We start from the raw sequence: 22,805 nt of genomic DNA, 5'->3' as shown, positions 1-22,805 counted from the left end.
AATACAGATAAACATAAGTATAGGTAATTTCAGACAATAATTCGGAAATTGTTCATAATTTCACAAACATATTTTTCCTTTTTGCGCTGGTGAAAATACAAAAGTAGTAATTTTTCTTATGAACTTTTTCATGCTATATACATAGTGGGGAGGGAAAAATGATGAATGGAATTGAAAGCTTTGCGAATACGATTTTGAAAGAAGCGTGCAGGGTACAAGCTTCGGATTTACATATTGTGCCCCGGAAGAAGGATGTAGCGGTTCAACTGCGTATAGGAAAAGATTTAATGACGAAACATTGTATTGAAAAGGAATTTGGAGAAAAGCTCGTTTCACATTTTAAATTTTTAGCATCCATGGATATAGGGGAGAGGCGGAAGCCACAAAATGGTTCCCTGTATTTACAAATGGATGGGCAAGAAGTGTATTTACGCCTTTCCACACTTCCAACTGTATATCAAGAGAGTCTCGTTATCCGTCTTCATTTACAGGTATCTATTCAGCCGTTATCTCATCTTTCGTTATTTCCAAGTACAGCGAAGAAACTACTTTCTTTTTTACATTATTCCCATGGGTTACTCGTATTTACTGGACCGACTGGTTCGGGAAAGACAACAACAATGTATGCGTTATTAGAGGTAATTAGAAAAAAGAAAACACGTCGCATCGTTACACTAGAAGATCCAGTTGAAAAAAGAAATGACGATGTATTACAAATTCAAATAAATGAAAAAGCAGGTATCACATATGAGGCGGGACTAAAGGCTATTTTACGTCATGATCCAGATGTTATTTTAGTCGGTGAAATTCGTGATGAAGAAACAGCAAAAATTGCTATAAGAGCAAGTTTGACTGGCCACTTAGTAATGACAACACTGCATACAAATGATGCGAAAGGGGCAATACTTAGATTTATGGATTTTGGCATAACGAGGCAAGAGATTGAACAATCTTTATTGGCTATAGCTGCACAGCGACTTGTCGAATTGAAGTGTCCGTTTTGCAAAAGAAAGTGCTCAACTTTATGTAAATCAATGAGGAAAGTAAGACAAGCGAGTATTTATGAGTTGTTATATGGATATGAGTTAAAACAAGCGGTTAAAGAAGCAAATGGGGAATGTGTCACTTATAAGCACGAAACATTACAATCTTCGATACGAAAAGGGTACGCTTTAGGTTTCTTAGAAGAGGATGTGTATGTTTAAGAAAATATGGAGTTTAAGTGATCAAGTAATATTACTGAAACGATTAGGAGAACTATTAGAAAAAGGATACTCCCTTTTGCAGGCTTTAGAATTTTTACGGTTTCAATTACCTGTAGAAAAGAAAGTGCAATTGCAGCACATGATCGATGGATTAAAAGATGGAAAAAGTCTACACGATTCTTTTTATCAATTAAAGTTTCATCAGGAGATGTTAAGCTATTTATTTTATGCTGAGCAACATGGTGATATTTCTTTTGCATTGCAACAAGGGAGCGCACTTCTTTATAAAAAGGATAAGTATAGAAAAGATATGATAAAAATAATGCAGTATCCTATGTTTTTGGCGTTCTTTTTAATAATCATGATTTTAATTTTTAATCGCATTTTATTACCGCAGGTTGACATGGTATATAGTTCGTTTGGTTCTACAGTACCGTTATTTACAGAACAAATATTAAGTGTAATTAAGCTACTACCCTATCTTATTTTTAGCACTATTTGTCTAGTCATAATTGGCTGTAGTATATATTTTTTTTACTTTCGGAAACTCCCTCATATGAAGCAGGTAAACATTATACTTCGTATCCCCCTCGTAAAAACATTTCTTATTTTAAAGCATTCACATTATTTTGCTAATCAATTGAGCAGTTTATTACACGGCGGACTATCCGTACTTGAGGCTCTAACAATAATGATGGAGCAAAAATATCATCCGTTCTTTCAGTATGAAGCGGGCCGAATTGAACGCCAATTAATTGCAGGAGAGCCGTTGCAATCTATTATTGCTAAAAGCGGATATTATGAGGAAGAACTTTCTTATATTATTACGCATGGACAAGCAAACGGTAATTTGGCGATTGAATTAGGTGACTATAGTGATCTTATTATGGAAAAGATTGAGCAAAAAGTTAGACGAATGTTAGTAATCATTCAACCAATTTTATTTGTGTGTATTGGAGGAATAGTCGTTCTTATGTATTTAGCAATGATTATGCCAATGTTTCAAATGATGAATTCTATATAGGAGGTATTTACATGCAGAATGAGGAAGGGTTTACCCTTTTGGAAATGTTATTAGTTATGGTCGTCATCACTGTATTATTACTATTAATTATTCCGAATGTAGTTACACAGCGTTCATCCGTCGAAGGAAAAGGATGTAAAGCCTATGTGAAATCTATAGAAGCACAAATACAAGTATACCAATTGCAACATAATAAAATTCCCTCTCTAAAAGAGCTAATTGATGGGAAATATATTACGAAGGATGAGTGTCCGAATGGTGAATCTATTCACATTTCAAATGATGGCACAGTAACAAGTGGGAAACTGTGAAACAAAAAGGTTTTACTCTTTTAGAAATGCTACTCGTTCTATTTGCAATTTCTGTACTAAGTATGGTCACGTATTTTAACGTACGTTCATTATATGAAAAACAAAAAATTGAACAATTTTTAAGACAGTTTTCAAATGATATTTTGTATATGCAACAATTAGCGATAAACCGTCAAAAACACTATACATTACGATGGTATAAAGATAGACATACGTACTATATAGGAGAGCTAAGTACGAATCTGACTATTATTAAAAGAGAATATGATAGCGATATACAAATTGATTTAAATACTTTTCCGAATCCGATGACATATAATCCGAGTGGAAATATTAATAGAGGCGGTACGATTTTACTTTCGTATCGAAGTTATAAATATGAAATTGTATTTCAGCTTGGAAGAGGGAGATTTACGTATCGTGAAATGTCAAAAGGGGTCAGTGATGGTTGAGATGCTTGTGGCATTAAGTATAGTAATGATGGCAGTATCTATAATACTCCCGCAATCAGTATTGATTATGCAAGAACGAAAGAACATACAAATTCGTTATAAGGCATTTGTATTATTAAAAAAGGAAGCAGTTTTATATATGTATGAGAATGAGGCAAAACAACAGAAAGAAACGGTCGTGAACGGAAATGTATATTACACATATTGGGGAGGAAATGAAGTTTGTGCTATGTGGAAAGATGTGAAAGGAAGAATGACGAAACAATGCTTTTATGCAGGAGAAAAAATAAATTAGAAGTTGGATTTACATTACTTGAAATGATCGTATGTTTTTTTCTGTTATCACTGTTCTTTTTACTCTTGCCACGTTTAAACTTTATTGCAATAGAAAACAAACAATCGAAAGGGTTAAATAATTGGGAATGGGATGTGTTTATAGGGCAAGTACAATTAGAATTTCGTGAAGTATCATTTGTAGAGAAAATAGTCCCTGAAAATAAGGGGAATCTTTTGCGCTTCCGCCTTCGAACTGGAGATGAAGTGACGTATGAAAAATTGAATAATCGTCTAATAAGAAAAGTGAATACGCGCGGAAGAGAAGTTATATTACAAAATGTTGAAATGGTTTCATACGAAGTAACACCTCATTTGCTCTTTATAAATGTGGAAGATATGAGCGGGAAAATATATGAAGGTGTAGCTATTAGGTATAGTGAAATGGAAATAAATACATGAGAAAACAAGAAGGGTTTACGCTGCCAGGAACAATTATTTTTCTTGTATTATTAACTTCGTTCTTTGTATACGAAACGAATATGTTGCTTATAGATAAAAAATTTTATATTGAAATAGAGCAAAAGTTTGTATTAGAGGAACTACTAAATCGATCTATTACAAATATAAAACAGGATTTACAGCAAAAAGAACAGGAAGGTATTTTTTTCTTTCCATATGAAAAGGGAGAAGCAAGTGGCAATTATGTCTTTGAAAATGATGTCATTTTTGTTTCGTTACAGTGCAAAATCAAACAAGAAGTTTTCTATAAAGTAAGCTTTCGGTATAGAAAAAAGGATGAGAAAATATTCGATTGGATAGAAGGATAGTATGTAACATATACGGATGAAAAACCATAATTTTCCCTTTGAAAATAGGCTGTTTTTTCAAAGGAAATGGATAAATAAAACAATCAAAAGTTTAAATTTTCTTAAAAAAGAGAAAGGTAGAAAGAATATGATATATTCATGCTATCCAATCATTATTTTTAGGGAGAATAGGGAAATGACAAACAACAATCAAATAGGTGAAAACAAGGAACAAACTATTTTTGATCATAAAGGAAATGCAATTATGACGGAAGATAGGGAAATACACATTATTTCAAAATTCGAAGAACCTCTTATTGTCGTGTTAGGAAATGTATTAAGCGATGAAGAATGTGACGAATTAATTGAATTGTCTAAAAATAAGTTAGCACGTTCTAAAGTTGGTTCATCACGTGATGTAAATGATATTCGAACGAGTAGTGGTGCATTTTTGGACGATAATGAACTTACTGCGAAGATTGAAAAACGAATTTCATCTATCATGAATGTTCCTGTGTCGCATGGAGAAGGATTACACATTTTAAATTATGAAGTGGATCAACAATATAAAGCGCACTATGATTATTTTGCAGAACATAGTAGATCAGCTGCTAATAATCGTATTAGTACGCTTGTCATGTATTTAAATGATGTAGAAGAAGGCGGAGAAACGTTCTTTCCGAAATTAAATCTTTCTGTGCACCCTAGAAAGGGAATGGCAGTATACTTTGAGTATTTTTATCAAGACCAATCATTAAATGAGCTTACGTTACATGGAGGGGCACCTGTAACGAAAGGTGAGAAATGGATTGCAACGCAGTGGGTGAGAAGAGGCGCTTATAAGTAAAAGCGTGTATGAAACGTTTTGTTCTTCATTGTATAAGAAGAACAAAACGTTTTTTTATTAAATAATGGAATCATTCGTTATAATAACAAATAATAACGAATGATTGAGAGGAACGAATATGAAATCTATATACATAACCGGTTATATGGGAGCAGGGAAAACAACAATTGGAAAAGCATTAAGTAAAGAACTTCATATGGAGGTTGTTGATACAGACCAAAAAATTGAAGAGAAGCAGGAGAAGGCAATTCGTGATATTTTTGCCGAAGAAGGCGAAATAGCTTTTCGCGAATATGAAAGTGAAATGTTACGTTCACTACCGAGTTGTAATGTAATTATTACAACTGGCGGTGGAATCATTGAACGAGAGGAAAACCGAAAGTGGATGAAGGAAAATGGAACCATCGTGTATTTATATTGTGATCCACATGTAATTGCAGAAAGACTTCGTGAAGATACGACACGTCCACTATTTCAGAAGAAAGATATAGAGGCATTTGTGGCAAAATTTGAATCACGCCGAGCTTATTATGAAGAGGCACATATTCATATTGATACGACGAATAAGTCTGTAAAGGAAATTATGAATGAATTAAAAGAAAAGATTAATGAATAAAAAAGTGGACATACTAATCAAGTAGAGGTGATGATAATATGTCTACTAATGATTATGTTCGCTTTGTGACGCAGCAGTTTGTGTCGTATATGGATGCTCCAAAAGAAGATCGTAAACAAAAGAAAGAACAACGTCGTGCTGAAAAAGAGCCATTTATGAATAAATGGTTTGGTGTTATGCCGCTAAGTGCTGCTTTGTTTTATCGAAATGTAAAAAATAAAAGAAAAAAATCAAGTTAACGATTTCATAATATGTGTAGCAAAGTGAAAATCCCCTAGTAGCATCATACTACTAGGGGATTTTTTATTTACTGCACAGATTCCTTTTCTTCTGTAACGGCATGTATTTTATTGTTCACCCATACGAATCCTATTCCGATACAAATGGAAATGCCCCATCCAACAGCGGTCATAATCGCTCTCATTTCACCATAGCCATCTACACCGAAAACAGAGATGAAATAAATCTTTAAGAAGCTTTTTAATATGAATTGTAGACCGAAAAATAGCGTTAAATATTGTAGTGCTGGATAAATACGACTATCACGATACAGTTCACGACTTTTATCACGGTCATGGCCTTGCAGTGCGGCAATATCTGCTGCGAAATATAACATAAGTGGTTTCTTTATAAAAATTGTACATATGACGATAATACCGAGTACGATGTGATAATACGCATCGTTCCACAGCATTCGTTCAGCTGATCCAGATAATAGATCTACTGTTGTATTAGAAATGAGTGTAATTAAAATAAAGAACCCTGTCACGTTAAATTGTTTTTCTTTTTTAAAGGTATACAGTGTATAAATAATTCCCGGAACAGAGGAAAGTAACATCGCGTAATAAGGGTCAATATAAGGTTTTGCAAATTTCCAAATGAGGAATGGGATTACGAGATAAAAGACAAGATCTAATATAGCTTTTTTATTTTGATTCATACAAATCCTCCTTAAGTCATACATATATTTTATAATATAATTTCTGAAAATTGTATAAGGTTTAATAGGAAAAGGAAAAATATATCACTTTTTGAGGGATTAGTAGATTGAAAAAAATTGCCCCTAGCGTAGTAAGTTTTTTTAGTATATAATAAAGGAAACGCTTTCATTTTTATTTTGTTCACAAAATGGACGGAAAATCACATATTTACTATCGATATGTTGCTTTATAATGAAACTAATTAAATATACATGCATACAATATTGTGAAATAAATAACATAAATAATTTATATAAATGTAAACGTTATCAAAAGAGAGAGGTGGAGACAATGAGTAAATTTTTCTTCAATCATAATCCAGCAACAGTAGAGGATGGAAGGCTTGTTAAATATGCTGAAATTATTTATGGAGAAGGTGGCCGTTCTGTATTAGAAAATTTAATGGTGAAGGCATCTATCAGATTGCGTGATCGTTATCCGAATAAATCTGACGAGCAGATCTCGAACCTAGTAAATAAAGGCATCCATGATATGTTTCAAAAATACGTGAGCGAGTAAGAGTAGCCAATGGCTGCTCTTATTTTTTTGTATAAGGATTGTATCTCTAGCTGAAAATAAGGGTGTACTTTGAAAGACATAAGAAGGAGTGGAAAAGATGAGTAATGGAATTGGCCGTTCAAAAGAAAACCTTCCTACTGATGCAAATCATGTGAGTGCAAAAGATCGCGCGTATCAAAAACGCATGGCAAAGCAAAAACAACAAGAGCGTAATGGTGGCGATAAAGGATAACTCAAAAAAGCTCCTTCTAAAACAGAAGGGGCTTTTTAAGATAGAAAATGATTCGCGGTAACATAAAAGAGTCCGCCATTAATAATTTGTACTGTAATGCGTGGTTCATATTGTTCTTGCAAAGCTTGTTTTTCAATTTCATAACTTTCGGGAAGTTCATCGCTTTCTTCATAAAAGCGATTTAAAAGATCTAAATCGTGATTCCAGCGCACTCTTGCTTCTTTCGCCCACGTATGGTCATCTTCTGCAATAATATTCTTTAAAGCGTCCTCTATACGTTGTAAACCGCTTTGCGGTTTAATGATAGGTGAGAGCGTAAAACAAAAGTCAGGTATTTTCGGCGTAAGTTTAATTTTAGCTAATGTTTCATGAAAGTTTGCAATCATTGTGCCAGAAATGAGGTGAATCCCAATGGAGTGAAGGATGTCCTTTTTTCGATCACATTGATAGGAAACTTTAATATTTACACCGAGCCACGGATGGAGTGGTGTATGTGTTGCTCCGCTATGCCGTACTTCCTCATATAAACGTATGTAAGAGCCTAATTCTTTTGTCGTTTGAAAAATTTGATGAAGGCGTGGGGAACCGTAGTGAATAAGCTCGCCATCGTTTTCTTCATTTTCTGGATTTGTAATAAGAGTAAGGCGCATCGGATTCGGTACGCCTCCTGTTTTCTCAAGATAGTGCCAATAAAAAGGGCGATTCATTAATAATTTATCCATTTCAATTGTTAACTGTACATCTAGTAAATGAGGAGAACGTTCTAAAATTTCACAGTTATTTGCCTCAAAAAAATTGTATAAGTAATTATGAATTTCATGTTGCTGCATAGCCTTGCACCTCAGCTTCATTTCGTTTCGCAAAGTCGATAATAGATGTTAAGTTTTCCATCTTAATTCGGATTTCTCCTTCGCTTTTTGATTGCGCAAATATTTCTTGAATGTGCGCGTCGATGTTTTTCATATTAATTCTCGTTAAAATTTCATCAAGTTCCCCGATAACACGCTCAAATAAATTGATTTTTTCATATAACAGTTTCAAAATATGTTCTTCCACAGTGTGTTTTGTAGCTAAGTTATAAATATGAACATCATTCTTTTGACCAAGACGGTGAATACGTCCGATTCTTTGTTCAAGACGCATTGGATTCCATGGCAAATCATAATTAATCATATGGCTACAAAACTGTAAGTTAATCCCTTCACCACCAGCTTCAGTTGCAATTAATACTTGTGCATGGTTTTGGAAAAGCTCTTTCATCCAATCTTTCTTCCCTCGTTTAAATCCGCCGCGGAATGGAACGGAAGAAATACCGTGTTGTTGTAAAAACCATTGTAAGTACATTTGTGACGCTCGATATTCTGTGAAGATGACGACTTTATCGCCAATTTCTTTAATAAGCTCAAGAGCTTTATTCGCTTTTGAGTTGAAAGGAATATGATTAATTTTGTCCATTAGCACATCAATATGCGGGTCTTTTATGTAATTCTCATTTTCCTTCTGTCGTTTTTCTACATGTTTTTTTAATGAATAATACACAGCCTCGCGACTACTACACGCTTCCCGTTTTAAAGTTAATGATGAGAAAGCAGATGTGAAGGCGTCTTGTCCTCGCCAATTTTCGATATCATTATATAGAGCTTGTTCTTGTTCATTAAACTCAACAAAAATTGTACGTACATGTCTCTTTGGCCAATCAATTCCGGTATTATGCCGTCGATTTCGGACCATCACTTTATTAATAAGAGCTTTTAAATCTTCATCAGATTCGGCAGAACGATTTTTTGAAGCGTAATATTCTTCAAAGTTGGATTGATTGCCTAAATGTCCCGGCTTTAATAAAGAAACAAGGTTGAAAATTTCATCAATCTTATTTTGAACAGGAGTAGCGGTTAATAATAAACAAAATTTCTTTTTTAATCGCTGTGCAAATTCATAGTTTTTTGTTTTATTATTTTTAAGTTTATGGGCTTCATCAATAATAATAAGGTCATATTCTAAATTCAAAACGATATCGCGATGCGGTGAACGTTTTGCAGTATCAATTGATGATACAATCACATCAGCTTGTTCCCATGAGTAGCTTTTCTTCTGGGCTACAGCAGGAATAAAGAACTTTGTATTTAGTTCGTATGCCCATTGTGATACGAGGGAGGCAGGGACGAGTATCAGTACTTTTTTCACAAGGCCACGGACCATATATTCTTTTAAAATAAGCCCAGCTTCAATCGTTTTCCCAAGTCCTACTTCATCTGCTAGTATCGCTTTACCATTCATTTGTTCAATAACATTTTGAGCGACTTCTAATTGATGAGGAAGTGGTGTGAAATGGGATAAATGTTTCGGTGCTTGTAATCCATCGAAAGTAGGAACAAGTAACGATTTTTCTGTTTCATAAGCTAAATGATATAAATCCCAGTTTGTCCAAGGGCCATCTTCGTCAATTCTATTTAAAAAATTGTTTTGCCACGTTCGATCTATGGAAATATCGACATTCATTACGACTCTCCCACCTTTTATAAACTAAAGTAATTATTAAAAAATCTGTATTTATAAGCCTTGTAATAAGGCTCTATTACACTTGTTGAAAGGTAAAGAATAAACAAAGATAAAGAGCTAAATCTAAAAAACTGTATGTAATAAGATTAAGCATAAAAAATTCTAAATTATTTTTTATGCTAGAATATTGATGAAATATAGCGAATAATGTTAGGATAATGGTGTGAAATGTGTGGAATCTTTCGTATTTTATCCAAGAAAGTGATTTTTTATTTACGCTTTCATAAAAAAATATAAGGAGATTCCGTATATCCTATCTTTTCAGAGTGAAAATGTTTAGATAAGGGAAACAACTTTTATTGATTTGTCAGAGCATAAGGGGGAGAGAGCATGATTACATTACAACGTACACCGTTATTTGATGTATACGCGAAGTATGGTGGGAAAACAATCGACTTCGGTGGTTGGGAGTTACCAGTTCAATTTTCAAGCATTAAAGAAGAACATGAAGCTGTACGTACAGCGGCAGGTTTGTTCGATGTGTCTCATATGGGAGAAGTTGAGGTAAAAGGTGTAGATAGTTTAGCATTTTTACAACGTGTTGTTACAAATGACGTATCTACCTTAAAGGTGGGGGGCGCACAATATACAGCTATGTGCTACGAAAATGGTGGTACAGTAGATGATTTATTAATCTACAAACGTGGTGAAGAAGACTATTTATTAGTAATCAACGCATCAAATATCGAGAAAGATTACGAATGGTTAGCTAGCCATGTAATTGGCGATGCAAAAGTAGTCAATGTTTCTAGTGAAGTTGCACAGCTTGCAATTCAAGGACCAAAAGCAGAAGGCATTTTACAAAAAGTTATGTCAGAAGATTTGAAAGAAATTAAGTTCTTTAAATTTAAAAACAATATTCTTGTAGATGGAATTCCAGCACTTGTATCTCGTACAGGTTACACAGGTGAAGATGGATTTGAAATTTACTGTAAGAGTGAAGATGCTGCAAAACTTTGGGAGAAACTTCTTGAAGTTGGAGCAGAAGAAGGCTTAAAAGCATGTGGTTTAGGTGCTCGTGATACACTTCGTTTCGAAGCAACATTACCACTTTACGGTCAAGAATTATCAAAAGATATTACACCGATTGAAGCTGGAATTGGCTTTGCGGTAAAACCAAATAAAGAAGCAGACTTCTTTGGAAAAGCGACTTTAAAAGAGCAAAAAGAAAACGGTGCGCCTCGTAAGTTAGTCGGCATCGAAGTAATTGAACGTGGAATTCCTCGTACGCATTACCCTGTATTTATTGGAGAAGAAAAAATCGGGGAAGTAACGAGTGGTACACAATCTCCAACGTTAAAGAAAAGCATTGGTTTAGCACTAATTGATGTAAAATACGCAGCAGTTGATACAGAAGTAGAAATTGAAATTCGTAATAAACGCGTCAAAGCAGTAGTTGTTCCAACACCATTTTATAAACGTTCAAAGTAACGGGGAGAGGGGTAGATTTCATGTTGCATCGTTATCTTCCAATGACAGAAGAAGACAAAAAAGAAATGTTACAAACGATCGGCGTTCAAACGATTGATGAGTTATTCTCTGATATTCCAGAGAGTGTTCGTTTTAAAGGGGATTTAAAAATTAAAGAAGCAAAATCAGAGCCAGAGCTTTTAAAAGAGTTATCTCAAATGGCTAGTAAAAATGCTAACTTAAAAGAGTACGCTTCTTTCTTAGGAGCAGGCGTATACGATCATTACGCTCCAGTAATTGTAGATCATGTTATCTCTCGCTCAGAATTTTATACAGCTTACACGCCATACCAACCGGAAATTTCACAAGGGGAATTACAAGCAATTTTTGAATTCCAAACAATGATTTGTGAATTAACAGGAATGGATGTAGCAAACTCTTCTATGTACGACGGAGGTACAGCTTTAGCTGAAGCGGCAATGCTAGCAGCTGGCCATACTCGTAAAAAGAAAATTCTTGTATCTAGCGCAGTTCATCCAGAATCAAGAGCTGTACTTGAAACATATGCAAAAGGTCAACATCTTGAAGTTGTTGAAATTAATCATAAAGATGGTGTAACAGATTTAGACGTATTACAAAGTGAAGTAGATGATACAGTTGCTTGTGTAATCGTTCAATATCCAAACTTCTTCGGACAAGTTGAAAAATTAGCTGATATTGAAAAAATCGTTCATCAACAAAAATCATTATTTATCGTTTCTTCAAATCCATTATCATTAGGCGCATTAACACCACCAGGAAAATTTGGTGCTGATATTGTAATCGGTGATGCACAACCATTTGGTATCCCAACGCAGTTTGGTGGACCACACTGTGGTTACTTTGCAACAACGAAAGCATTTATGCGTAAAATTCCAGGACGTCTTGTCGGACAAACTGTAGATTCAGATGGTAAACGTGGATTCGTATTAACGTTACAAGCGCGTGAACAGCATATTCGCCGTGATAAAGCGACGTCTAACATTTGTTCAAACCAAGCATTAAATGCATTAGCAGCATCAGTTGCAATGACGGCACTTGGTAAACAAGGTGTGAAAGAAATGGCACGTCAAAACATTTCTAAAGCACAATATGCAAAACGTCAATTTGAAGCGAAAGGCTTCACTGTAACATTTGCTGGACCATTCTTCAATGAGTTCGTTGTAGATTGCAAGCGTCCAGTGAAAGAAGTAAACGATGCATTATTACAAAAGAATATTATCGGCGGTTACGACCTAGGCCGTGATTATAAAGAGCATGAAAACCATATGCTTGTAGCAGTAACTGAGCTTCGTACAAAAGAGGAAATTGACACACTTGTAAACGAAATGGGGGCTATCCAATGAAGAACCAAGACCAAGCACTTATCTTTGAAGTGAGTAAAGAAGGACGCATAGGATATAGCCTACCAAAATTAGATGTAGAAGAAGTGAAACTAGAAGATGTATTTGAGAGCGATTATATTCGAGTAGAAGATGCAGAGCTACCAGAAGTATCTGAACTTGATATTATGCGCCATTATACAGCACTTTCAAACCGTAACCACGGTGTAGATTCTGGATTCTATCCACTTGGATCTTGTACGATGAAATATAATCCGAAAATTAATGAAAGTGTAGCTCGTTTCGCAGGATTTGCAAATATTCATCCGTTGCAAGATGAAAAGACAGTACAAGGTGCAATGGAATTAATGTACGACTTACAAGAGCATTTAATTGAAATTACAGGTATGGATACTGTTACATTACAACCAGCTGCTGGTGCACACGGAGAATGGACAGGCTTAATGTTAATTCGTGCATACCATGAAGCAAATGGTGACTTTAACCGTACGAAAGTAATCGTTCCTGACTCTGCTCACGGAACGAATCCAGCATCTGCAACTGTAGCTGGTTTTGAAACAATTACAGTAAAATCAAATGAACATGGTCTTGTTGACCTAGAAGATTTAAAACGTGTTGTAAACGAAGAAACAGCAGCACTTATGTTAACAAACCCTAATACATTAGGTCTATTCGAAGAAAATATTTTAGAAATGGCAGAAATCGTCCATAACGCAGGCGGTAAATTATACTATGATGGTGCAAACTTAAATGCGGTATTAAGCCAAGCGCGCCCAGGAGATATGGGATTTGACGTTGTGCATTTAAACCTTCATAAAACATTTACAGGTCCTCACGGCGGCGGTGGCCCAGGTTCTGGTCCAGTAGGTGTGAAAGCTGATTTAATTCCGTACTTACCAAAACCAATTTTAGAGAAAACGGAAGATGGCTATCGCTTTAACTATGACCGTCCAGAAGCAATTGGGCGCGTAAAACCATTCTACGGTAACTTCGGAATTAACGTTCGTGCATACACATACATTCGTTCTATGGGTCCAGATGGATTACGTGCAGTAACGGAGTATGCGGTATTAAATGCGAACTATATGATGAGAAGATTAGCACCATTCTATGATCTTCCGTTCGATAGACATTGTAAGCATGAGTTTGTATTATCAGGTCGTCGTCAAAAGAAACTTGGTGTACGTACATTAGATATTGCAAAACGCCTGCTTGATTTCGGTTACCATCCACCAACAATTTACTTCCCATTAAATGTGGAAGAATGTATTATGATTGAGCCGACAGAAACAGAATCAAAAGAAACATTAGACGGTTTCATTGATAAGATGATTCAGATCGCTAAAGAAGTAGAAGAAAATCCAGAAGTTGTACAAGAAGCACCTCATACAACAGTCATTAAACGTTTAGACGAAACAATGGCTGCACGTAAACCAGTTTTACGTTATGAAAAGCCAGCTCCTGTACAAGTTTGATTAGAATAACAAAGGAAGAACTCGCTATATGCGAGTTCTTTTTTTGTATGGAGAATTTGTTCCGCAATTTGTGGTCTGATAATCAGTAGAGATGAAAAAAACACCCACTGATTAAAGTTTCACTTTATGCAGAAGTGGTGAAGAAAATGTTAAAAATTTATATTTTTTGTTTCATAATGGTGTAAAGAAGCAGTTTTATAGGTGATTTTGTTGAAAAAGTCAGTTTGATAAAAGTATTTATTTTTGTTAGAATTTTATTGAAATTAAGAAGATGTAATGAGATAGGAATGACTCATTTTTATGTATATGTGAAAAAACGAGCAAGTTGGGGGTGAAAATGTGGGATATCGGTGTTATAGAATGATATACCATTTAGAAAACGGAAAAACGATTAAAGATGTAAAAGAATTTTGTTATCGAGACCAAGGAAAAGTGCTAGAAAGAGTAGCGCATCGTGTAATGGATAATAGAGAAGTGACGGCAATTGATAAGCAAGGAACGATCATTTCAATAGCATGTGAGGACATTGTAAAGGTGGAACTGGATTACATAACAGAAAGTTAACCTTGAGTCATATCGAATTATTCGATAAAATATACTGTTGAATGGTGAAGTGAGAAGAGAGGAGTTTATCATGGGTAGTACAAGACACTTTTATATGTTTATCTTAGCGTTTGTTCTAGTTGTGGCATTAACGATTTATTTAATTGTTGATAGCACTTGGTACAACACAGTTCATCCGGCGTTCCTTCTGTTTATGTATGTAGGAATTGCGGTAGTGAGTTTCGGAATGAGAGATGAGATGTTAGATCGCTTTGAAAAGTGATACATATACGAAAGACCAACAGGAAAATGTTGGTCTTTTTTTCTTGCCAAAAATAGGACAGTGTGTATATACTGTATATATAAGGTATATACAGTATATACACACTGGAGGAAAACATGAATATTATTATTTCGAATTCTTCCCAAGACCCTATTTATGTACAAATAAGAAAACAATTAAGCCAGCTTATTTTAAATGGTGGTTTAAAGGGTGGAGACCAATTACCGTCTATTCGTAGCTTAGCGAAAGAATTACAAATTAGTGTAATTACTACGAAGCGTGCGTACGAGGAGCTTGAAAAAGAAGGATATATAGAAACTGTTGCTGGGAAGGGGACTTATGTTTCACGTAAAAATAATGAACTACTAAAAGAACAGCGAATTCGTCTATTGGAAAGTAAAGCGGAAGAGATTGTAAATGAAAGTAAAGCGTTGCAGCTTTCACTTGAAGATTTACAGCAGATGATTGCGTGTTTATATGAGGGGGAATAAGGGATGTTAGAGCTAAAAAATGTTTGTAAAAGTTATCAAGATTTTGCAGTGAAAAATATAAGTTTTACACTGCCACGCGGATATATTATGGGGTTTGTCGGACCCAATGGAGCAGGGAAAAGTACGACGATCAAAATGATTATGAATTTAATTAGAAAAGATAGCGGCGATATAAAAATTTTTGGCAAGGACAATAAGAAAGCCGAAAAGGAAATAAAACAAAATATTGGTTTTGTATATGATGAAAATCATTATTACGAAGATTTAACGTGTGAACAAATGAAACGTATTATTGCACCGTTATATAAAAAGTGGGACGAAGAGCAGTATCAATCGTATATGCATAGATTACAAGTTCCAAAGTATAAAAAAATTAAAGAATTATCAAAAGGAATGAAAATGAAATTTGCGATTGCCATCGCGCTCTCGCACCACGCAAAGTTTATCATTATGGACGAACCGACAGCAGGATTAGATCCAGTTGTTCGAAGTGAATTACTTGATATGTTGCAAGAGATTGTAATGGAAGATGAAGTATCTGTATTATTCTCAACTCATATTACAACAGACTTAGAGCGTATCGCAGATTACATTACGTTCATCAACGATGGAGAAATTATATTTACTGGTGAGAAAGATGAACTAATGGAGAACTACGTAATCGTAAAGGGAAGTAATGATTTATTAGACCGAGAAGGAAAAGAGCTATTTGTTGGATTAAGAAAAAATAAATTTGGTTTTGAAGGTTTAGCGAAGGATAAACAAGCAATTGTCGATTGGTTTGGAAATGAAGTTGTACTAGAAAAGCCTACATTGGACGATATCATCGTTTACACCGCGAAAGGGAGAAGTGCCTATGCGTCAGCTCGTATATAAAGATTTGTTCTTTTTTCGGGTAACTTGGTTAGTGAATCTAATTATGCCTCTTGTATTAATTATGTTAGATCCAAGTAGTGAATTGTTATTTTCGATGAGTTGTCTATTTATAACACTTTCCTCGGTTATGACGTTAATCTTTATGGATGAAAGGAATAAAAGTGACATTGTTATAAATAGTTTACCGGTAAGCCGAAAGGATATCGTCATTGCTAGATATATTTCCTGTGCAATATTTATTGTAGGTAGCATGCTCTCTACTATGTTGATTGTTTTTCTTATAAGAGGCATTGCTTTTATTGGTGATATCGGTACATACCATCCTAATCTACATATTGAGATTTCATGGTATGAAGTAATAAATGGAGCTGTTTACACCATATTTTTTGTTGTAATATTCTTTCCTAGTTATTATGTTACAAGGTCAAAGATAGCACGAAGTATAGTGTCAGGAGCATCAATGGTAGTTGGTGGAATTGCTTGGATATTCATAGGAGATGGATTGGATGAAACAACACCTTCGTTCATTGAGTGGATTATGAATCCAATGCATATTGGTTTATTTATAGTTGGAGGAATCATATTAGCTAGTGTCTATATCATTTCTATGTTTTTTACAATTAAAATTTATGAAGCGCGTGATTTATAGAGAGGAGAATTCAGATGCAACAGTTGATTTTGAAGGAGTTTTTCTTACAGAAGAAGATATTTCCTTTCTATTTTTTAATACCTATGTTATCTATTTTTAGGGATTCCGTTCAACCAATGGGGATTACAATAGGATTATTTATAACATGTAGTACAATTATTTATATTTCTTTTTATCATGAGGAGAAAAGTAAAACAGAAAAAGTATTAGTGAGTTTGCCTATAACGAGAAAAGAGATAGTCATAGCTAAATATATTTCAAGCTCATTATTTATTATAGCTGGTTTGAGTATAACTTTTATAGTCATAATATTAGGAAATATTTTATTGGACAGAGATATAGTTATTCCTGGATATGCGATATTTTCAGCAATAGTAGCAACTTTGATTTATTGTGTAGTAACGATACCTACTAATTACATTGGAGGATATAAAGCTACTTCTGTCTTGAATGTTATTATGGTTTTGCCTTTAACCGGTATGATTGGCCTTATGTGCAATGTTTTTGGTGATAAAACAATTATGTTAAAAGTACTTCACTCTCAAGTGGCTACACAAGCAATGGGTGTTCTTGGTATCGGAGTATTAGTGAGTATATTCGTATCAATGTTTCTCTCAATGAAAATGTTTCAGGAGGCAGAGTTATAGAAGGGACATTTTCATATTAGGAGGTGTAATACGTGATCAAGCAACTCGTCTTAAAAGATATGATGTTGCAAAGAAAATTAGGGTTTGTTTATCTTATATGTTTGGTTTTCCTTGCTATTGTTGATTTTCGTAGTGATAGCTTCCTTATGACGATTAGCGTATCTATACCTTTTCTTGGCACGGTACTGTCAATGAGTTATAAGGGGAAAAATAAAAGTGAAATGATAGTAAATAGTTTACCGTTTGACCGTAAAGATATTGTCATAGGGACGTACATATTTGTAAGTATTTTAGTTGCTCTAGGTGGATGTTTCTCACTAGTGGTTGGTTTAATACAGCTACAAAATGAGCATATGACTGGAGTTATGCTGTGGGGAGAAATTCTTGGAGGTATAACAGGTGGGTTTGTTTGTAGCATAATTATACTCCCAATTGAATTTTCAGTAGGATATAGCAGTGCAAAACAAATTGCTCCCTTCATCGGAATTGCATTTGGTTATTTAAGTGGACTGATTGTAAGTAAAGTATGGTTAGATGTAGAAAATGTTTGGAGCATGAGTCTAGTCGTAAATAGTTGCTTTATAGCAGGATTGCTTCTTTTATATGTTATGTCTATGTTACTCTCAATTAACTTGTATAATGAGCGTGATTTATGAGGGGAGGATAATAGTTTTGAAACAACTAATTTTAAAAGATTTCATCATTCAATGGAAATTTTTAATTTGGTACATACTGTATCCTGTTTTCTTTTATATGGCCTTAACAGATACGGAAAATTTGTTCATAATTATGTCAGTAATTTTTACAATTGGGGCAACAGTAAAGACGTTTGAAGCAGATAGTAAAAATGAGAGTGAAGTTATAGTAAGTAGTTTACCAATATGGAGAAAACAAATTGTGTATGCGAAATATATAGTAGCAATTATTATTATTTTTATAAGCGTAACGGTCGGTTGTTTCACGATGGGAATGAAGAGTAGGGTTAACCTATTTGAATTTATTGAAACGACAATGGTTGCTAGTATTAGCTTGATTTTAATGTATTTAAGTTTTGTTTTACCAATATCGTTTTGGCTAGCGTATAAAAAAACTATTTTTATTGCGATTTTTATACTAATAGCACCTATGGCTGTTTCTTCTATTTTCTTTGGAATCAACCTAGAACAAATTCAACTATATAACAGCGTGTTATTCATTAGTTCGATATGCATGTTCATAATATCTATCTTCGTTTCAGTGAAATTGTATGAGAAAAGAGAATTTTAAAAGGTGCCTTATATAAGGCACCTTCTTCAATAACGACAATAGGAAAGTAAAAGTTTATAAACAGAGAGACTATTCGGTATAACATCTTTTGGAGTATGTAATATAAAGCTGAAAACGATAACGAGAATGAGAAAGAGGAAAAATAAAAATAGGATCTGCTTATGTACGGAATTTTGCATATTATCCACTCCTTTTTTAGGTAGTATGTCCAACAGAAAGGAATGTATGAAAAATGTTAGGGGGAGAATGATGAACAAAAGAAAATGGTTATATAGAATAGGAATATTTCTATTTTCAATCGGTCTCATATTAGCAAATTTTTACTCAGATATACCATCACCAATTCCTAATTTGCATAAAGGAATTGGTATAAGTATTGCCATAGTTGGTCTACTTTGTCTTATTACATCAAACTTCTACAGAAAGTCTGAATGAATATAAAAAAAGGACAGTTACTCTTTTTCAGGAGTACTGTCCTTTTTAAATAATTTATTCCATAGTTTGGCGATACTCCATATAATGACGATTGCAATGGAGGCAATGATGGACCAAACGATTGATATAATTTCAAGTGTCATGTTAGGAAGGAATGTGAGAATGGATACTACCCTATGAAATAACCATTCTATTATATGAAAACTGATTTGCAGTAGAATGACGATCCCGAGTGTAATCCATGCTAACAGTTGCTTCCCTTTTTCTTTCCACATGACATTCACCTCACGTTAGCTTAATAGTTTTAAGCCAACAGCGCCGCATAGAATGCAGCTTAAGAAGGCAAGACGACGCCAATCCGCTGATTCACGGAAAATAAGAATACCTAGAAGTGCACTTCCGGCAGTTCCGATTCCAGTCCAAATCGCATAAGCAGTTCCCATCGGTAGTGTATCCATCGCAAGTGATAAGAAGAAGAAGCTTACGCCGAAGTTAGCGATCAAAATAACTTTTGGTGCCCAGCCTTTCTTTTCAGTGGCTACTTTCATAAAGAGTACACCAATAATTTCACAAATACCAGCTAGAATTAAAAATACCCAAGCCATTTTATGCGGCCTCCTTCGCTTCTTTTTCTTCTGTTACTCGTTTTAAACCAATTACGCCGAAGAAGATTAAGCCAATTAATAAAACTTTTACAATAGAGAAAGGTTCTCCAAAGATGAAAATCTCTGTCAGAACGATCCCACCAGCTCCAATTCCTGTAAAGACGGCGTATACAGTGCCAACAGGTAAATCTTTATAAGCTCTAAATAATAAAACGAAACTAATTGTAATTAATAATGCAACGCCAGCCCATTCAAGTGGTGCCTCCGCGTGTTTTAGTCCAATAACCCAAAAGATTTCAATAATACCAGCTAAGATTACATAAATCCATGCCATATGTCATTTCTCCTTCCTACCAGTCGTTAGGTAAAGGGCTTAAAAACGACGCATTGCAAAGGAGCAATCCGTCAGTTTGAAAGGCCTCGCCAAAATACTTGCCAAGAGGCGCTTAAACGAGTCTCAAAGCGATTTAAACCTGCGAATAGTAGTTCAACCATAAGTCCGTCCAGTAAGCATAGGAAAGCTTCTAGAGCGTCTTTCACTTCAATGTTATGCAGTTCACTTTGCTCGTTTGCCTGTTTAAATATAGGGAATAAAAGTTTTCCGACGTTTTCGATGTGTGCATTCGCTTTTTCGATAATTTGTTCGCGAAATGCATCAGGCGGAAAATAAGAAGTTCGTAACCAAAACATTGATTCTTCACTTTCACCAAATCGTTTTGCATAGCCCTTTAGTAACTGTAAGAGCAATTCTTCAGTAGACGAATTTGAAAATTTTTCGATATCGTCTGTGAAGCTCTGTAAATCTTTTTGAAGAGCGGATTCTAAGCATATAAAATATAGCTCTTCTTTTCCTTTAAAGTGTGCGTAAATCGATGGCTTTTTAATCCCAACTTCTTGAGCAATATTTGCTAATGAAGTTCCTTCGTAGCCGTAGCGTGCGAAATGAGAAAGTGCTACAGCTTTAATGCGGTTTGCTGTCATTTTCATCCCCTACCTACCGTTCGTTAGGTTCATTATATGAGATGGAAAATATAAAGTCAATAGGTAAAGAACTGAAAAAGAGCGTTATAGGTAACGCTCTTTTTAGATAGTCTCTCGCTCAATTAAATGGAATGAAAGCTCTTTTGCGCTACCGACAATTTGCTCGCTCTGGATCTGCTTATGGAATAAAGAAAAAGCATGTGAGCCCATTGCGAGACCGGGATGTTCAATTGTGGAAATTTCTAACGCCTTTGAAATTTCATGGTTATCAAATCCAAGGATAGCAAGGTCTTCGGGTACTCGAATGCCATGTTTTCGAGCCTCTGTTAATAAACCAGCTGCAACTTGATCGTTCGCTGTAAAAATAGCGGTTGGACGATTTTTCATGTTTAAAATACGGTGGAGTATTCTTGCACCGTCCTGCATTGTATAGCATTGATGAAAAATCCATTCGGGATGTAACGTTTTGCATTCATTACGAAGTGTATCAGCAAATGCTTTTTCACGTTCCATAGAATTTACACTTGTTTTTCTTGCTAAACAAATCCCGATTTTTTCATGGCCTTTACTGAGTAAATAGGCGGTGCCGAGACGGAAGCCTTCATAATGATCTACGTAGACAGATGAAATGAGGGGGTGGTTCATTTTTTCGCATGAAATAATAGGAGCAAATTTTGCGAAAGGTTCAATTTGTTCCCATGAACTCGTTCGAGAGCAAATAATCATCCCGTCGAATTGCTTCATTTTCATCATTTCAAGAACACGAATTTCTTCAATGCTATCGTAATTTGTTTGACATAAATTAATATGATATCCAGCTGCTAACGCTTCGTTTCCGATTCCTTCAATAATGGTACTGAAGTATGGAAGATTAATGAAAGGGAGCATCACACCGATCGTATATGTTTTTCCCTTTATTAAATGAATAGCATTTATATTTTTTGCATAGTTCAATTCTTCAACAGCATCGAGAACACGCTTACGTTTTTCTTCTTTTACGTAAGGGTGATTATTAAGGACGCGGGAAACAGTTGATATGGATACACCAGCGGTTTTTGCAATTTGTTTTATATTGGCCATATGTATCACCTCTTCCCCTTATTATAAAGGGAAAATAATAAGAATGAAAAAATCTTGACCTGAAAAGCTTTTCACAAACTATGGTATGAATAAGGCTTCTTTTTATTCGCGTAACCTTTTCACTTGGGCGTAAGAATGATAGGGGTCTTTTTGTTTGCAAAATAGTTTTGTCAAAATGTGTGAGAATAACGTGGAAAGTTTTCAAAGGTGGAGTTTGGTAGCGAAGCGAATATGAAGAGCATATAAACGCTTCGTTCGTTAAGAGGGCGGTATGAAAGGGCGGAAACAAATTGAAAAAAAGGATCATTTGTTTCGTGTTTTCTAGTTTCGTACTAAGTTCATGTTCGTTTCAGCAAACGATACAAGAAGAAAAACAATTTGTAGGAACAACAGGAGGAACTATAGATCGTGTTACGGATCCAATTCCGCTGAAGGAGCTTCCAAAATATTTTTCAGTGAAATTTAAAGTGCCAGCGTTTTTACCGTATGACATTACGAGTGATGTGAAGGGGGAAGTCAGAACGATTGGAAAAAAGAAGGCTGTTGTCATGATTAAATATAAACAGCAGGAGCCAGGTAGAAATGAATATATTGAGTTAAATGTTGCAAACTTTCCTTATAGTTTTCCAAATCTCGTGGAAGAGAAGCGATTTCAAGAACAAATGAAATTGAATAATGGAGCACTCGCTTATTTTAAAAATAAGGATGAAGCCGAGCGAGGAGATGAATTTGCTACGCTTATATGGAAAGAGAAAGGACTTGAATATCAGCTCTTGTATCGTAATGCACAAGAAAATGATCAAGATGTGATTAAGAAAAATTTATTATACATTGCAAATAATATGAAATGAAAAA

The 22,805-nt window shown here is 34.8% G+C and carries 34 protein-coding genes; 25 read left to right on the top strand and 9 right to left on the bottom strand.

What is annotated here, in order from left to right:
- The first annotated feature begins 161 nt into the window (after window positions 1-161).
- The 10 genes from comGA to AAG068_RS21260 all read left to right on the top strand — a co-directional run bounded on the left by comGA (window position 162) and on the right by AAG068_RS21260 (window position 5,776).
- Window positions 162-1,205: a competence protein ComGA gene (gene comGA / locus AAG068_RS21305; protein WP_342715736.1), complete on the top strand. Its 1,044-nt coding sequence runs from the start codon at window positions 162-164 to the stop codon at window positions 1,203-1,205.
- Entirely contained in the window at window positions 1,198-2,229 is a 1,032-nt protein-coding gene (gene comGB / locus AAG068_RS21300; protein ID WP_342715735.1) for a competence type IV pilus assembly protein ComGB, read from the top strand. Before comGA ends, comGB begins: the two co-directional genes overlap by 8 nt.
- 11 nt (window positions 2,230-2,240) lie before the next feature.
- Window positions 2,241-2,540 (top strand): competence type IV pilus major pilin ComGC, encoded by a 300-nt coding sequence (gene comGC / locus AAG068_RS21295; protein WP_342715734.1) that lies wholly within the window; start codon window positions 2,241-2,243, stop codon window positions 2,538-2,540.
- Complete coding sequence (comGD, locus tag AAG068_RS21290; RefSeq protein ID WP_342715733.1) at window positions 2,537-2,992, top strand: comG operon protein ComGD; 456 nt, start codon at window positions 2,537-2,539, stop codon at window positions 2,990-2,992. Before comGC ends, comGD begins: the two co-directional genes overlap by 4 nt.
- Window positions 2,985-3,287: a competence type IV pilus minor pilin ComGE gene (gene comGE, locus AAG068_RS21285; RefSeq protein ID WP_342715732.1), complete on the top strand. Its 303-nt coding sequence runs from the start codon at window positions 2,985-2,987 to the stop codon at window positions 3,285-3,287. Before comGD ends, comGE begins: the two co-directional genes overlap by 8 nt.
- Window positions 3,257-3,727 (top strand): competence type IV pilus minor pilin ComGF, encoded by a 471-nt coding sequence (gene comGF / locus AAG068_RS21280; protein ID WP_342715731.1) that lies wholly within the window; start codon window positions 3,257-3,259, stop codon window positions 3,725-3,727. The genes comGE and comGF overlap by 31 nt, the downstream gene beginning before the upstream one ends.
- Window positions 3,724-4,095, top strand: a complete 372-nt coding sequence (gene comGG / locus AAG068_RS21275; RefSeq protein WP_342715730.1) for a competence type IV pilus minor pilin ComGG — start codon at window positions 3,724-3,726, stop codon at window positions 4,093-4,095. Before comGF ends, comGG begins: the two co-directional genes overlap by 4 nt.
- Window positions 4,096-4,270: 175 nt before the next feature.
- The gene (locus AAG068_RS21270) at window positions 4,271-4,921 is read left to right on the top strand and encodes a 2OG-Fe(II) oxygenase (protein WP_342715729.1); all 651 of its coding nucleotides are present in this window, start codon (window positions 4,271-4,273) and stop codon (window positions 4,919-4,921) included.
- A 118-nt stretch (window positions 4,922-5,039) separates the two neighbouring features.
- A complete protein-coding gene (locus AAG068_RS21265; RefSeq protein WP_342715728.1) occupies window positions 5,040-5,537 on the top strand; it encodes a shikimate kinase in 498 nt (165 codons plus the stop codon).
- A 38-nt stretch (window positions 5,538-5,575) separates the two neighbouring features.
- Window positions 5,576-5,776 (top strand): YqzE family protein, encoded by a 201-nt coding sequence (locus AAG068_RS21260; protein WP_000106081.1) that lies wholly within the window; start codon window positions 5,576-5,578, stop codon window positions 5,774-5,776.
- Window positions 5,777-5,844: 68 nt separating this feature from the next.
- Here AAG068_RS21260 and AAG068_RS21255 read toward each other — a convergent pair whose 3' ends face one another.
- Both AAG068_RS21255 and AAG068_RS21250 read right to left on the bottom strand, forming a co-directional pair.
- Complete coding sequence (locus AAG068_RS21255; protein ID WP_001073110.1) at window positions 5,845-6,477, bottom strand: VC0807 family protein; 633 nt, start codon at window positions 6,475-6,477, stop codon at window positions 5,845-5,847.
- A gap of 141 nt (window positions 6,478-6,618) precedes the next feature.
- The gene (locus AAG068_RS21250) at window positions 6,619-6,735 is read right to left on the bottom strand and encodes a GTP pyrophosphokinase (RefSeq protein WP_071721462.1); all 117 of its coding nucleotides are present in this window, start codon (window positions 6,733-6,735) and stop codon (window positions 6,619-6,621) included.
- 73 nt (window positions 6,736-6,808) lie between these two features.
- Between AAG068_RS21250 and AAG068_RS21245 the strand changes: the two genes are divergently transcribed.
- Both AAG068_RS21245 and AAG068_RS21240 read left to right on the top strand, forming a co-directional pair.
- On the top strand, window positions 6,809-7,036 hold the full coding sequence (locus tag AAG068_RS21245) for a hypothetical protein (protein ID WP_000032702.1): 228 nt from the start codon (window positions 6,809-6,811) through the stop codon (window positions 7,034-7,036).
- 97 nt (window positions 7,037-7,133) lie between these two features.
- Window positions 7,134-7,268: a hypothetical protein gene (locus AAG068_RS21240; protein WP_342715727.1), complete on the top strand. Its 135-nt coding sequence runs from the start codon at window positions 7,134-7,136 to the stop codon at window positions 7,266-7,268.
- 35 nt (window positions 7,269-7,303) lie between these two features.
- Here AAG068_RS21240 and AAG068_RS21235 read toward each other — a convergent pair whose 3' ends face one another.
- Both AAG068_RS21235 and AAG068_RS21230 read right to left on the bottom strand, forming a co-directional pair.
- Window positions 7,304-8,098, bottom strand: coding sequence for a YqhG family protein (locus AAG068_RS21235; RefSeq protein WP_342715726.1), 795 nt, complete (start codon window positions 8,096-8,098; stop codon window positions 7,304-7,306).
- On the bottom strand, window positions 8,085-9,767 hold the full coding sequence (locus tag AAG068_RS21230; protein WP_342715725.1) for a DEAD/DEAH box helicase: 1,683 nt from the start codon (window positions 9,765-9,767) through the stop codon (window positions 8,085-8,087). Before AAG068_RS21230 ends, AAG068_RS21235 begins: the two co-directional genes overlap by 14 nt.
- Before the next feature lie 390 nt (window positions 9,768-10,157).
- Here AAG068_RS21230 and gcvT point away from each other — a divergent pair, with 390 nt between their 5' ends.
- From gcvT to AAG068_RS21170, 12 genes are all read left to right on the top strand, one after another.
- On the top strand, window positions 10,158-11,258 hold the full coding sequence (gcvT, locus tag AAG068_RS21225) for a glycine cleavage system aminomethyltransferase GcvT (RefSeq protein WP_342715724.1): 1,101 nt from the start codon (window positions 10,158-10,160) through the stop codon (window positions 11,256-11,258).
- A gap of 20 nt (window positions 11,259-11,278) precedes the next feature.
- Entirely contained in the window at window positions 11,279-12,622 is a 1,344-nt protein-coding gene (gcvPA, locus tag AAG068_RS21220) for an aminomethyl-transferring glycine dehydrogenase subunit 1 (RefSeq protein WP_000903231.1), read from the top strand.
- The gene (gene gcvPB / locus AAG068_RS21215; RefSeq protein WP_000795696.1) at window positions 12,619-14,094 is read left to right on the top strand and encodes an aminomethyl-transferring glycine dehydrogenase subunit 2; all 1,476 of its coding nucleotides are present in this window, start codon (window positions 12,619-12,621) and stop codon (window positions 14,092-14,094) included. The genes gcvPA and gcvPB overlap by 4 nt, the downstream gene beginning before the upstream one ends.
- Window positions 14,095-14,454: 360 nt before the next feature.
- A complete protein-coding gene (locus tag AAG068_RS21210) occupies window positions 14,455-14,658 on the top strand; it encodes a DUF3929 family protein (protein ID WP_000639160.1) in 204 nt (67 codons plus the stop codon).
- Window positions 14,659-14,728: 70 nt separating this feature from the next.
- Window positions 14,729-14,920, top strand: coding sequence for a hypothetical protein (locus tag AAG068_RS21205; RefSeq protein ID WP_000535935.1), 192 nt, complete (start codon window positions 14,729-14,731; stop codon window positions 14,918-14,920).
- A gap of 116 nt (window positions 14,921-15,036) precedes the next feature.
- Window positions 15,037-15,411, top strand: a complete 375-nt coding sequence (locus AAG068_RS21200) for a GntR family transcriptional regulator (RefSeq protein ID WP_048531120.1) — start codon at window positions 15,037-15,039, stop codon at window positions 15,409-15,411.
- 3 nt (window positions 15,412-15,414) lie between these two features.
- Complete coding sequence (locus AAG068_RS21195; protein ID WP_342715723.1) at window positions 15,415-16,287, top strand: ABC transporter ATP-binding protein; 873 nt, start codon at window positions 15,415-15,417, stop codon at window positions 16,285-16,287.
- A complete protein-coding gene (locus AAG068_RS21190; protein ID WP_342715722.1) occupies window positions 16,268-16,936 on the top strand; it encodes an ABC-2 transporter permease in 669 nt (222 codons plus the stop codon). Before AAG068_RS21195 ends, AAG068_RS21190 begins: the two co-directional genes overlap by 20 nt.
- Window positions 16,937-16,950: 14 nt before the next feature.
- The gene (locus AAG068_RS21185; protein ID WP_342715721.1) at window positions 16,951-17,583 is read left to right on the top strand and encodes an ABC-2 transporter permease; all 633 of its coding nucleotides are present in this window, start codon (window positions 16,951-16,953) and stop codon (window positions 17,581-17,583) included.
- Between the two features lie 32 nt (window positions 17,584-17,615).
- Entirely contained in the window at window positions 17,616-18,239 is a 624-nt protein-coding gene (locus tag AAG068_RS21180) for an ABC-2 transporter permease (protein ID WP_342715720.1), read from the top strand.
- Window positions 18,223-18,849, top strand: coding sequence for an ABC-2 transporter permease (locus tag AAG068_RS21175; RefSeq protein ID WP_342715719.1), 627 nt, complete (start codon window positions 18,223-18,225; stop codon window positions 18,847-18,849). The genes AAG068_RS21180 and AAG068_RS21175 overlap by 17 nt, the downstream gene beginning before the upstream one ends.
- A gap of 246 nt (window positions 18,850-19,095) precedes the next feature.
- Window positions 19,096-19,284, top strand: coding sequence for a hypothetical protein (locus AAG068_RS21170; RefSeq protein WP_342719800.1), 189 nt, complete (start codon window positions 19,096-19,098; stop codon window positions 19,282-19,284).
- 17 nt (window positions 19,285-19,301) lie between these two features.
- Here AAG068_RS21170 and AAG068_RS21165 read toward each other — a convergent pair whose 3' ends face one another.
- From AAG068_RS21165 to AAG068_RS21145, 5 genes are all read right to left on the bottom strand, one after another.
- Window positions 19,302-19,559: a DUF3975 family protein gene (locus AAG068_RS21165; RefSeq protein WP_342715718.1), complete on the bottom strand. Its 258-nt coding sequence runs from the start codon at window positions 19,557-19,559 to the stop codon at window positions 19,302-19,304.
- 15 nt (window positions 19,560-19,574) lie between these two features.
- On the bottom strand, window positions 19,575-19,889 hold the full coding sequence (locus AAG068_RS21160) for a DMT family transporter (protein ID WP_000312621.1): 315 nt from the start codon (window positions 19,887-19,889) through the stop codon (window positions 19,575-19,577).
- Between the two features lies 1 nt (window position 19,890).
- Window positions 19,891-20,223, bottom strand: coding sequence for a DMT family transporter (locus AAG068_RS21155; RefSeq protein ID WP_000312348.1), 333 nt, complete (start codon window positions 20,221-20,223; stop codon window positions 19,891-19,893).
- A gap of 71 nt (window positions 20,224-20,294) precedes the next feature.
- Window positions 20,295-20,876, bottom strand: a complete 582-nt coding sequence (locus tag AAG068_RS21150; RefSeq protein WP_142337310.1) for a TetR/AcrR family transcriptional regulator — start codon at window positions 20,874-20,876, stop codon at window positions 20,295-20,297.
- A 96-nt stretch (window positions 20,877-20,972) separates the two neighbouring features.
- Complete coding sequence (locus AAG068_RS21145) at window positions 20,973-21,950, bottom strand: LacI family DNA-binding transcriptional regulator (protein ID WP_342715716.1); 978 nt, start codon at window positions 21,948-21,950, stop codon at window positions 20,973-20,975.
- 314 nt (window positions 21,951-22,264) lie between these two features.
- Here AAG068_RS21145 and AAG068_RS21140 point away from each other — a divergent pair, with 314 nt between their 5' ends.
- Window positions 22,265-22,801, top strand: coding sequence for a DNA polymerase III subunit delta (locus tag AAG068_RS21140; protein WP_342719799.1), 537 nt, complete (start codon window positions 22,265-22,267; stop codon window positions 22,799-22,801).
- Window positions 22,802-22,805 lie beyond the last annotated feature (4 nt).

It is taken from the genome of Bacillus paramycoides (assembly GCF_038971285.1).
Taxonomy (GTDB): domain Bacteria; phylum Bacillota; class Bacilli; order Bacillales; family Bacillaceae_G; genus Bacillus_A.
This window is presented reverse-complemented; position numbering and strand designations above follow the sequence as displayed.

Coding starts and splice junctions, on each gene's coding strand:
- gcvPB (WP_000795696.1), top strand. CDS start 12,619: ATGAAGAACCAAGACCAAGCACTTATCTTTGAAGTGAGTAAAGAAGGA.
- AAG068_RS21190 (WP_342715722.1), top strand. CDS start 16,268: ATGCGTCAGCTCGTATATAAAGATTTGTTCTTTTTTCGGGTAACTTGG.
- AAG068_RS21260 (WP_000106081.1), top strand. CDS start 5,576: ATGTCTACTAATGATTATGTTCGCTTTGTGACGCAGCAGTTTGTGTCG.
- comGE (WP_342715732.1), top strand. CDS start 2,985: ATGGTTGAGATGCTTGTGGCATTAAGTATAGTAATGATGGCAGTATCT.
- AAG068_RS21265 (WP_342715728.1), top strand. CDS start 5,040: ATGAAATCTATATACATAACCGGTTATATGGGAGCAGGGAAAACAACA.
- AAG068_RS21240 (WP_342715727.1), top strand. CDS start 7,134: ATGAGTAATGGAATTGGCCGTTCAAAAGAAAACCTTCCTACTGATGCA.
- AAG068_RS21175 (WP_342715719.1), top strand. CDS start 18,223: ATGAGCGTGATTTATGAGGGGAGGATAATAGTTTTGAAACAACTAATT.
- AAG068_RS21145 (WP_342715716.1), bottom strand. CDS start 21,950: ATGGCCAATATAAAACAAATTGCAAAAACCGCTGGTGTATCCATATCA.
- comGA (WP_342715736.1), top strand. CDS start 162: ATGAATGGAATTGAAAGCTTTGCGAATACGATTTTGAAAGAAGCGTGC.
- AAG068_RS21170 (WP_342719800.1), top strand. CDS start 19,096: ATGATGAACAAAAGAAAATGGTTATATAGAATAGGAATATTTCTATTT.
- AAG068_RS21230 (WP_342715725.1), bottom strand. CDS start 9,767: ATGAATGTCGATATTTCCATAGATCGAACGTGGCAAAACAATTTTTTA.
- AAG068_RS21150 (WP_142337310.1), bottom strand. CDS start 20,876: ATGAAAATGACAGCAAACCGCATTAAAGCTGTAGCACTTTCTCATTTC.
- gcvPA (WP_000903231.1), top strand. CDS start 11,279: ATGTTGCATCGTTATCTTCCAATGACAGAAGAAGACAAAAAAGAAATG.
- AAG068_RS21255 (WP_001073110.1), bottom strand. CDS start 6,477: ATGAATCAAAATAAAAAAGCTATATTAGATCTTGTCTTTTATCTCGTA.
- comGG (WP_342715730.1), top strand. CDS start 3,724: ATGAGAAAACAAGAAGGGTTTACGCTGCCAGGAACAATTATTTTTCTT.
- AAG068_RS21160 (WP_000312621.1), bottom strand. CDS start 19,889: ATGGCTTGGGTATTTTTAATTCTAGCTGGTATTTGTGAAATTATTGGT.
- AAG068_RS21165 (WP_342715718.1), bottom strand. CDS start 19,559: ATGTGGAAAGAAAAAGGGAAGCAACTGTTAGCATGGATTACACTCGGG.
- AAG068_RS21210 (WP_000639160.1), top strand. CDS start 14,455: ATGATATACCATTTAGAAAACGGAAAAACGATTAAAGATGTAAAAGAA.
- AAG068_RS21155 (WP_000312348.1), bottom strand. CDS start 20,223: ATGGCATGGATTTATGTAATCTTAGCTGGTATTATTGAAATCTTTTGG.
- comGF (WP_342715731.1), top strand. CDS start 3,257: ATGCTTTTATGCAGGAGAAAAAATAAATTAGAAGTTGGATTTACATTA.
- AAG068_RS21200 (WP_048531120.1), top strand. CDS start 15,037: ATGAATATTATTATTTCGAATTCTTCCCAAGACCCTATTTATGTACAA.
- AAG068_RS21185 (WP_342715721.1), top strand. CDS start 16,951: ATGCAACAGTTGATTTTGAAGGAGTTTTTCTTACAGAAGAAGATATTT.
- AAG068_RS21270 (WP_342715729.1), top strand. CDS start 4,271: ATGACAAACAACAATCAAATAGGTGAAAACAAGGAACAAACTATTTTT.
- comGB (WP_342715735.1), top strand. CDS start 1,198: ATGTTTAAGAAAATATGGAGTTTAAGTGATCAAGTAATATTACTGAAA.
- AAG068_RS21205 (WP_000535935.1), top strand. CDS start 14,729: ATGGGTAGTACAAGACACTTTTATATGTTTATCTTAGCGTTTGTTCTA.
- gcvT (WP_342715724.1), top strand. CDS start 10,158: ATGATTACATTACAACGTACACCGTTATTTGATGTATACGCGAAGTAT.
- AAG068_RS21235 (WP_342715726.1), bottom strand. CDS start 8,098: ATGCAGCAACATGAAATTCATAATTACTTATACAATTTTTTTGAGGCA.
- AAG068_RS21250 (WP_071721462.1), bottom strand. CDS start 6,735: ATGCATGTATATTTAATTAGTTTCATTATAAAGCAACATATCGATAGT.
- AAG068_RS21245 (WP_000032702.1), top strand. CDS start 6,809: ATGAGTAAATTTTTCTTCAATCATAATCCAGCAACAGTAGAGGATGGA.
- comGC (WP_342715734.1), top strand. CDS start 2,241: ATGCAGAATGAGGAAGGGTTTACCCTTTTGGAAATGTTATTAGTTATG.
- AAG068_RS21195 (WP_342715723.1), top strand. CDS start 15,415: ATGTTAGAGCTAAAAAATGTTTGTAAAAGTTATCAAGATTTTGCAGTG.